An 8,610-nucleotide genomic window follows, 5' to 3' on the forward strand; every position below is an offset into this window, starting at 1 on the left:
CGGCCAGCACTCCGCGTAGGACAAACGCCAGGTGAGACCCCTGCCCCTACGGTGAGGACGTACCCCAGACACACCTCCGCGGAAGGGCCGGGAATCACATGACTTCCATCCACGCCTTCTGGCTCGCCGGTCGCCAGACCACCGGCGAGACCACGCTCGACGTCCACTCGCCCTGGGACGGACGGCTCGTCGCCCGGGCCGCCGTGCCGACCGACGCCCAGGTCGAGGAGGCCGTGGCCGCCGCGTACGCCGTGCGCGACGAGTTCGCCGCGACCCCGGCCCACGCCCGCGCCGCCGCCCTGGACCACGTGAGCCGCAGGCTGGTGGAGCGTACGGAGGAGATCGCCCAGCTCATCTCCGCCGAGAACGGCAAGCCCATCAAGTGGGCCCGCGGCGAGGTCGGCCGCGCCGTCTCCGTCTTCCGGTTCGCCGCGGAGGAGGCCCGCCGCTTCAACGGCGGCGAGGCCCAGCGCCTGGACACCGACGCGGGCGGCCAGGGCCGGCTCGCGCTGACCCGCCGCTTCCCCAAGGGCGTCGTCCTCGGCATCGCGCCGTTCAACTTCCCGCTGAACCTCTGCGCGCACAAGATCGCCCCGGCCATCGCCGTCGGCGCGCCGATCATCCTGAAGCCCGCCCCGGCGACCCCGCTCTCCGGCCTGATCCTCGGCGAACTGCTCGCCGAGACCGAGCTGCCCGCCGGCTCCTGGTCCATCCTGCCGGTGGCCAACGGCAAGATGCCCGCCCTGGTCCAGGACGAGCGCATGCCCGTGATCTCCTTCACCGGCTCCGACAAGGTCGGCTACGCGATCATGGACTCGGTGCCGCGCAAGCACTGCACCCTGGAGCTGGGCGGAAACGGCGCCGCGGTCGTCCTCGGAGACTTCTCCTCCGACGAGGACCTGGACTGGGCCGCCTCGCGCATCGCGACCTTCTCCAACTACCAGGGCGGCCAGTCCTGCATCTCGGTGCAGCGCGTCATCGCCGACGCCTCCGTGTACGACGGGCTCGTCTCGCGCGTCGTCAAGGCCGTCGAGGCCCAGGTCACCGGCGACCCCTCGGACCCGGCGACCGAGGTCGGCCCGCTGGTCAACGAGGAAGCCGCCAAGCGCGTGGAGTCCTGGGTCGACGAGGCGGTCGCGGCGGGCGCCAAGCTGCTCACCGGCGGCAAGCGCGACGGCGCCACGTACGCGCCGACCGTGCTCGCCGACGTGCCGGCCGACGTCACGATCGCGTGCGAAGAGGTCTTCGGACCCGTCCTCACCCTGAAGAAGGTGGACGGCGAGGCCGAGGCGTTCGCCGCCGTCAACGACTCCAAGTACGGCCTCCAGGCGGGCGTCTTCACGCACGACCTGCAGACCGCCTTCCGCGCGCACCGCGCCCTCGAGGTCGGCGGCGTGGTCATCGGCGACGCCCCCTCCTACCGCGCCGACCAGATGCCGTACGGCGGCGTGAAGCAGTCCGGCGTGGGCCGCGAGGGCGTCCGCTTCGCGATGGACGACTACACCTACGAGCGCGTCATGGTCCTCACGGGCCTCGCGCTGTAAGACCCGCGAGACCGACGGCCGGAGCCCACTGTGCGGGGGCTCCGGCCGTTGCCGTGCGCCCGGCCCGCCTGGTGGTGCTGACACCAGGCTCCGCACGCTCTACCCGGCCTCCGCCGCGCGCCGCCATCGTGGCCGGCATGAGCAGACACACCACCCTGATCACCGGCGCCACCCAGGGCCTCGGCCGGGGCATCGCCCTCGACCTCGCCGCGCGCGGCCACGCCCTCCTCCTGCACGGCCGCGACCAGGGCCGCCTCGACGCCGTCGCCGCCGAGGTGCGGGACACCGCCCCGGACGCCCCCGTCCGCACCTACCTCGCCGACCTCGCCGACCTGGACCAGGTGCGCTCCCTGGCCGCCCGCGTCCGCGCCGCCGAGCCCCGGCTCGACGGCCTCGTCAACAACGCCGTGGCGGGCGGCGGCGCCGAACCGCTGCGCCGCGAGTTCAGCAGGCAGGGCCACGAGCTGCGGTTCGCGGTGAACCACCTGGCCCCCTACGCCCTCGTACGCGGTCTGCTGCCCCTGCTCACCGCCTCCGCGCCCGCCCGTGTCGTCAACGTCGCCTCCATCGGGCAGGAGGCGATCGACTTCGACGACGTCATGCTGGAGCACGGCTACGAGGGGCTGCGGGCCTACTGCCGCAGCAAGCTCGCCATGATCATGGCCACGTTCGATCTGGCCGCCGAACTCGACGGCACGGGCGTCACGGTGAACACCCTGCACCCCGCCCACCTCATGGACACCGAGGGAGTACGGGCCTACGGCCTGACCCCGGCCGTAGGCGTCGACGAGGGGGTGCGGCCCACGGTGCGGCTGCTCGTCGACCCCGACGTCGCGGGCACGACGGGCCGCTACTTCGACCGGTTCACCGACACCCGCGCGCACGAGCAGGCGTACGACACCGCGGCCCGGACCCGCCTGATGGAGCTCACCCACCGCCTCCTGGACCCGCACGGAGGCGGCGATGGCTGCGCGAGGACTGGTGGGACCGGGACGAATCGGGTAACAACGATCCAGTAGCACCAGTCAGTAACCGCGACCGCGGGTGCCTTCCCGCGGCCGCAGTCGGCAACCGTACGGGCAGACGCCGGGCCGCCAGGTCCGGCGTGGCCCCACTCCGCGGCGAGGTGAGCTCCTCATGTCCGCACCATCCGCAAAGCCGTCCGTGAGCGAACGCGAGGCCCGGCAGGTCGCCGAGGCCGCCCGCGAGCAGGACTGGCGCAAGCCCAGCTTCGCCAAGGAACTCTTCCTCGGCCGCTTCCGGCTCGACCTGATCCACCCGCACCCGATGCCGCCCGACGAGGACGCGCGGCGCGGCGAGGAGTTCCTCGCCAGGCTCCGCCACTTCTGCGAGACGCGGATCGACGGGGCCCGCATCGAGCGCGAGGCGCGGATCCCCGACGAGGTCGTCAAGGGCCTCAAGGAGCTCGGCGCCCTCGGCATGAAGATCGACACGAAGTACGGCGGGCTCGGCCTCACCCAGGTCTACTACAACAAGGCCCTCGCGCTCGTCGGCTCCGCGAGCCCCGCGATCGGCGCGCTGCTCTCCGCGCATCAGTCGATCGGCGTACCGCAGCCGCTGAAGATCTTCGGCACCCAGGAGCAGAAGGACACCTTCCTGCCGCGCTGCGCCCGTACCGACATCACGGCGTTCCTCCTCACCGAGCCGGACGTCGGCTCCGACCCGGCGCGGCTGGCCACCACGGCCGTGCCCGACGGCGACGATCACTACGTCCTGGACGGCGTGAAGCTGTGGACCACCAACGGCGTCGTCGCCGACCTGCTCGTCGTGATGGCGCGCGTGCCGAGATCCGAGGGGCACAAGGGCGGCATCACGGCCTTCGTCGTCGAGGCGGCCTCCGAAGGCGTCACCGTCGAGAACCGCAACGCCTTCATGGGCCTGCGCGGCCTGGAGAACGGCGTGACCCGCTTCCACCAGGTGCGCGTCCCCGCCGCCCACCGCATCGGCCCCGAGGGCGCGGGCCTGAAGATCGCCCTGACCACCCTCAACACCGGCAGGCTCTCTCTGCCCGCCATGTGCGTCGGCGCGGGCAAGTGGTGTCTGAAGATCGCCCGCGAGTGGTCCGGCGCCCGTGAGCAGTGGGGCAAGCCCGTGGCGTTCCACGAGGCGGTCGGCGCGAAGATCTCCTTCATCGCGGCGACGACCTTCGCGCTCGAAGCGGTGCTCGACCTCTCCTCGCAGATGGCCGACGAGGATCGCAACGACATCCGCATCGAGGCCGCCCTCGCCAAGCTGTACGGCTCCGAGATGGCCTGCCTGATGGCCGACGAGCTGGTCCAGATCCGCGGCGGACGCGGCTTCGAGACCGCCGCGTCCCTCGCTGCCCGCGGCGAGCGCGCGGTCCCCGCCGAGCAGATCCTGCGCGACCTGCGCATCAACCGCATCTTCGAGGGGTCCACGGAGATCATGCACCTGCTGATCGCCCGCGAGGCCGTCGACGCCCACCTCAAGGTCGCCGGCGACCTCATCGACCCCGACAAGACACTCTCCGACAAGGCCAGGGCGGGCGCGCGGGCCGGCGGCTTCTACGCCCGCTGGCTGCCGAAACTGGTGGCAGGGCCCGGCCAACTCCCGCGCTCCTACGCGGAGTTCCACCCCGAGGGCCACGTGGACCTCTCCGGCCATCTGCGCTACGTGGAACGCGGCGCCCGCAAGCTGGCCCGCTCCACCTTCTACGCCATGTCCCGCTGGCAGGGGAAGATGGAGACCAAGCAGGGCTTCCTCGGCCGCGTCGTCGACATCGGCGCCGAGCTGTTCGCCATGAGCGCGGCCTGCGTGCGCGCCGAGCTCCTGCGCACCACCGAGGACCACGGCCGCGAGGCCTACCAGCTCGCCGACGCCTTCTGCCGGCAGTCCCGCATCCGCGTCGAGGAACTCTTCGCCCGGCTGTGGACCAACACCGACGACCTGGACCGCAAGGTGGTCAAGGGCGTCCTGTCCGGCACGTACACCTGGCTCGAAGCAGGCGTCATCGACCCCTCGGGGGACGGCCCGTGGATCGCCGAGGCCGCCCCGGGCCCCTCGAAACGGGACAACGTCCACCGTCCGATCCACTGAGCACGCCCCGCGCCCGGACCCCCCGAGCAGCGCCACATGCGCCACATCGGGGCCCGCGAGGTCCGGGCGCGGACGTCTTGCGGCCACAATGGGGGGATGAGCGACAGCCCATCCCCCCTCGCGGACCCGCATCTCGTCTTCGACCCGGTATCCGGCGAAGACCCCCGGGACATCGTCATCCTCGGCTCCACGGGATCGATCGGCACCCAGGCCATCGACCTCGTGCTGCGCAACCCCGACCGCTTCCGCGTCACCGCGCTGTCGGCGGCCGGCGGCCGGGTCGGCCTCCTCGCCGAGCAGGCACGCCGGCTGCGGGTGCGGACCGTCGCGGTCGCCCGCGAGGACGCCGTCCCCGCGCTGCGCGAAGCGCTCCGCGGGCAGTACGAGGCGGGGGAGCCGCTCCCCGAGATCCTGGCCGGACCGGACGCCGCCACGCAGCTCGCCGCCTCCGACTGCCACACGGTCCTCAACGGCATCACCGGCTCCATCGGCCTCGCGCCGACGCTGGCCGCCCTGGAGGCGGGCCGCACCCTCGCCCTCGCCAACAAGGAATCCCTGATCGTCGGCGGCCCCCTGGTCAAGGCGGTCGCGAAGCCCGGCCAGATCATCCCGGTCGACTCCGAGCACGCGGCGCTCTTCCAGGCGCTGGCCGCCGGCACCCGGGCCGACGTGCGAAGACTCGTCGTCACCGCTTCCGGCGGACCCTTCCGCGGACGCACGAAGGCCGACCTCGCGGACGTCACCCCCGAGGACGCGCTCGCCCATCCCACCTGGGCCATGGGCCCGGTCATCACCGTCAACTCCGCGACGCTGGTCAACAAGGGCCTGGAGGTCATCGAGGCACACCTCCTCTACGACATCCCCTTCGACCGCATCGAGGTCGTCGTCCACCCCCAGTCCTACGTGCACTCCATGGTGGAGTTCACCGACGGCTCCACCCTCGCCCAGGCCACCCCGCCCGACATGCGCGGCCCCATCGCCATCGGCATCGGCTGGCCCGAGCGCGTGCCCGACGCGGCCCCCGCCTTCGACTGGACGAAGGCGTCGAGCTGGGAGTTCCACCCCCTGGACAACGACGCGTTCCCGTCGGTCGGGCTCGCCCGGCACGTCGGGGAACTCGCGGGCACGGCCCCCGCGGTGTTCAATGCCGCCAACGAGGAGTGCGTCGACGCCTTCCTGAAGGGTGAGCTGCCCTTCAACGGCATCATGGAGACGGTGACGAGGACCGTGGAGGAACACGTCCCCGCCGCCGCGCCGGGAACTGCCCTGACCGTCGCGGACGTCCTCGAGGCGGAGACCTGGGCGCGCGCCCGGGCACGCGAACTGGCGGCGAAGACGACGGCGGAGGCCCGTGCATGACGACACTGATGATGATCCTCGGGATAGTCGTCTTCGTGATCGGGCTGCTCTTCTCGATCGCCTGGCACGAACTGGGGCACCTGTCGACCGCCAAGATGTTCGGCATCCGGGTCCCGCAGTACATGGTCGGCTTCGGCCCGACCCTCTTCTCCAGGAAGAAGGGCGACACCGAGTACGGCCTCAAGGCCATCCCCCTCGGCGGCTACATCCGCATGATCGGAATGTTCCCGCCCGGCCCCGACGGCCGGATAGAGGCACGGTCGACGTCCCCCTGGCGCGGCATGATCGAGGACGCCCGCTCGGCGGCCTTCGAGGAGCTCAAGCCGGGTGACGAGAGCCGCCTGTTCTACACGCGCAAGCCGTGGAAGCGCGTGATCGTGATGTTCGCGGGCCCCTTCATGAACCTGATCCTCGCCGTGGTGATCTTCCTCGGCGTGATGATGACGTTCGGCATCAGCTCGCAGACCACCCAGGTCGGCAAGGTCTCCGACTGCGTCATCCAGCAGAGCGAGAACCGCACCAAGTGCGAGAAGGGCGACAAGGCGGCCCCCGCCAAGGCCGCTGGCCTCAAGGCGGGCGACAAGATCGTCGCCTTCCAGGGGCGGCCCGTCGACGACTGGTCCACGCTCCAGACGAGGATCCGCGAGACCATCGGCCCGGCCACGATCACCGTCGAGCGCGACGGCAAGGACGTGGACCTGCACGCGAACCTCATCCGCAACCAGGTCACCAAGACCGACGGCGAGGGCGCCTACGTCGAGGGCAAGTACGTCTACGCCGGCTTCCTCGGCTTCACCCCCGCCACCGGCATCGTCCAGCAGTCCTTCGGCGACTCCGTTCACCGCATGGGCGACATGATGGAGAACGGCGTCGAGTCGATCATCGCCCTGCCCTCCAAGATCCCCGACCTGTGGAACGCGGCCTTCGGCGAGGGCGAGCGCAAGCAGGACTCCCCGATGGGCGTGGTGGGCGCGGCCCGCGTCGGCGGCGAGGTGTTCACCCTGGACATCCCGCCGGAGAACCAGATCGCGATGATGCTGTTCCTGGTGGCCGGATTCAACCTCTCGCTGTTCCTGTTCAACATGCTGCCGCTGCTCCCGCTCGACGGCGGCCACATCGCGGGTGCCCTGTGGGAGTCCCTGCGCCGCAACGCGGCGAAGGTCCTGCGCCGCCCCGACCCGGGCCCCTTCGACGTGGCGAAGCTGATGCCGGTCGCCTATGTGGTGGCGGGGATCTTCATCTGCTTCACGATCCTGGTGCTCATCGCGGACGTGGTGAATCCCGTGCGCATCTCCTGACGCCCGGGGCTTTCCGGACCCCGTCCGTGGGTCCGGAAAGGCCGGGCCGGAACACTCGGGCCCCCCGGAGCACTCGGGTTACGAGGAGTTTGCGGCGACCCGGCACTTCATGTGTCGGGTCCTTCACTATTGGGTGGACTCACCGACGGGGTGTGCTCGCGGCCGGTGGGGTGCCGTAATCTCGAAGCCTGGAGCCCGCCGATCTCGGGACCTTGATCCACACCTTGGGGATGCACGCCAGATGACTGCCGTTTCTCTCGGAATCCCGTCCGTACCGACCAAGCTCGCCGACCGAAGGGTCAGCCGCAAGATCCAGGTGGGCTCGGTGGCCGTGGGCGGGGACGCCCCGGTGTCGGTGCAGTCGATGACGACGACGCGGACGTCGGACATCGGTGCGACGCTGCAGCAGATCGCGGAGCTGACGGCCTCGGGCTGTCAGATCGTACGGGTGGCGTGTCCGACGCAGGACGACGCGGACGCGCTGGCGACGATCGCCCGGAAGTCGCAGATCCCGGTGATCGCCGACATCCACTTCCAGCCGAAGTACGTCTTTGCGGCGATCGACGCCGGGTGCGCGGCGGTGCGCGTGAACCCGGGCAACATCAAGCAGTTCGACGACAAGGTCAAGGAGATCGCGCGCGCGGCGAAGGACGCGGGCACGCCGATCCGGATCGGCGTCAACGCGGGCTCCCTGGACGCGCGCCTCCTGAAGAAGTACGGCAAGGCGACCCCGGAGGCGCTGGTGGAGTCCGCGCTCTGGGAGGCCTCGCTCTTCGAGGAGCACGACTTCCGGGACATCAAGATCTCGGTGAAGCACAACGACCCGGTCGTCATGGTGAACGCCTACCGCCAGCTGGCGGCGGCCTGCGACTACCCCCTCCACCTGGGCGTGACGGAGGCGGGCCCCGCCTTCCAGGGCACGATCAAGTCGGCGGTCGCCTTCGGCGCGCTGCTGAGCGAGGGCATCGGCGACACGATCCGCGTCTCGCTCTCCGCGCCGCCGGCGGAGGAGATCAAGGTCGGCATCCAGATCCTGGAGTCGCTGAACCTGCGCCAGCGCCGCCTGGAGATCGTCTCCTGCCCCTCGTGCGGGCGGGCCCAGGTGGACGTCTACAAGCTGGCCGAGGAGGTCACGGCGGGTCTTGAGGGCATGGAGGTCCCGCTGCGGGTCGCGGTCATGGGCTGTGTGGTGAACGGCCCCGGCGAGGCCCGCGAGGCCGACCTCGGTGTGGCGTCGGGCAACGGCAAGGGGCAGATCTTCGTGAAGGGCGAGGTCATCAAGACCGTCCCGGAGTCGAAGATCGTGGAGACGCTGATCGACGAGGCGATGA

General features: G+C 71.0%; 6 protein-coding genes. All 6 read left to right on the top strand.

Going from position 1 to position 8,610, the window contains the following annotated elements; genetic code table 11:
* Positions 1-98 precede the first annotated feature (98 nt).
* Positions 99-1,544 carry an aldehyde dehydrogenase family protein gene (locus DCW30_RS31075; RefSeq protein ID WP_076684257.1) on the top strand — a complete coding sequence of 482 codons (1,446 nt, stop codon included), beginning with the start codon at positions 99-101 and terminating at the stop codon, positions 1,542-1,544.
* Between the two features lie 137 nt (positions 1,545-1,681).
* The gene (locus DCW30_RS31080; protein WP_076684256.1) at positions 1,682-2,563 is read left to right on the top strand and encodes an SDR family NAD(P)-dependent oxidoreductase; all 882 of its coding nucleotides are present in this window, start codon (positions 1,682-1,684) and stop codon (positions 2,561-2,563) included.
* Positions 2,564-2,681: 118 nt separating this feature from the next.
* The gene (locus DCW30_RS31085) at positions 2,682-4,622 is read left to right on the top strand and encodes an acyl-CoA dehydrogenase family protein (protein WP_062769761.1); all 1,941 of its coding nucleotides are present in this window, start codon (positions 2,682-2,684) and stop codon (positions 4,620-4,622) included.
* Positions 4,623-4,718: 96 nt separating this feature from the next.
* Positions 4,719-5,981 (top strand): 1-deoxy-D-xylulose-5-phosphate reductoisomerase, encoded by a 1,263-nt coding sequence (gene dxr / locus DCW30_RS31090; RefSeq protein WP_062769764.1) that lies wholly within the window; start codon positions 4,719-4,721, stop codon positions 5,979-5,981.
* A complete protein-coding gene (locus tag DCW30_RS31095; protein ID WP_062769767.1) occupies positions 5,978-7,279 on the top strand; it encodes a M50 family metallopeptidase in 1,302 nt (433 codons plus the stop codon). The genes dxr and DCW30_RS31095 overlap by 4 nt, the downstream gene beginning before the upstream one ends.
* 241 nt (positions 7,280-7,520) lie before the next feature.
* A partial coding sequence (ispG, locus tag DCW30_RS31100) for a flavodoxin-dependent (E)-4-hydroxy-3-methylbut-2-enyl-diphosphate synthase (RefSeq protein ID WP_129299917.1) occupies positions 7,521-8,610 on the top strand: 1,090 nt, incomplete at its 3' end.

Origin of the sequence: Streptomyces alfalfae (genome assembly GCF_004127445.1) — a bacterium.
Lineage (GTDB): Bacteria > Actinomycetota > Actinomycetes > Streptomycetales > Streptomycetaceae > Streptomyces > Streptomyces alfalfae.

What these genes read in the sequence shown, in the direction of transcription:
- DCW30_RS31095 (WP_062769767.1), top strand. Translation starts at nt 5,978, where the DNA reads ATGACGACACTGATGATGATCCTCGGGATAGTCGTCTTCGTGATCGGG.
- dxr (WP_062769764.1), top strand. Translation starts at nt 4,719, where the DNA reads ATGAGCGACAGCCCATCCCCCCTCGCGGACCCGCATCTCGTCTTCGAC.
- DCW30_RS31080 (WP_076684256.1), top strand. Translation starts at nt 1,682, where the DNA reads ATGAGCAGACACACCACCCTGATCACCGGCGCCACCCAGGGCCTCGGC.
- DCW30_RS31085 (WP_062769761.1), top strand. Translation starts at nt 2,682, where the DNA reads ATGTCCGCACCATCCGCAAAGCCGTCCGTGAGCGAACGCGAGGCCCGG.
- DCW30_RS31075 (WP_076684257.1), top strand. Translation starts at nt 99, where the DNA reads ATGACTTCCATCCACGCCTTCTGGCTCGCCGGTCGCCAGACCACCGGC.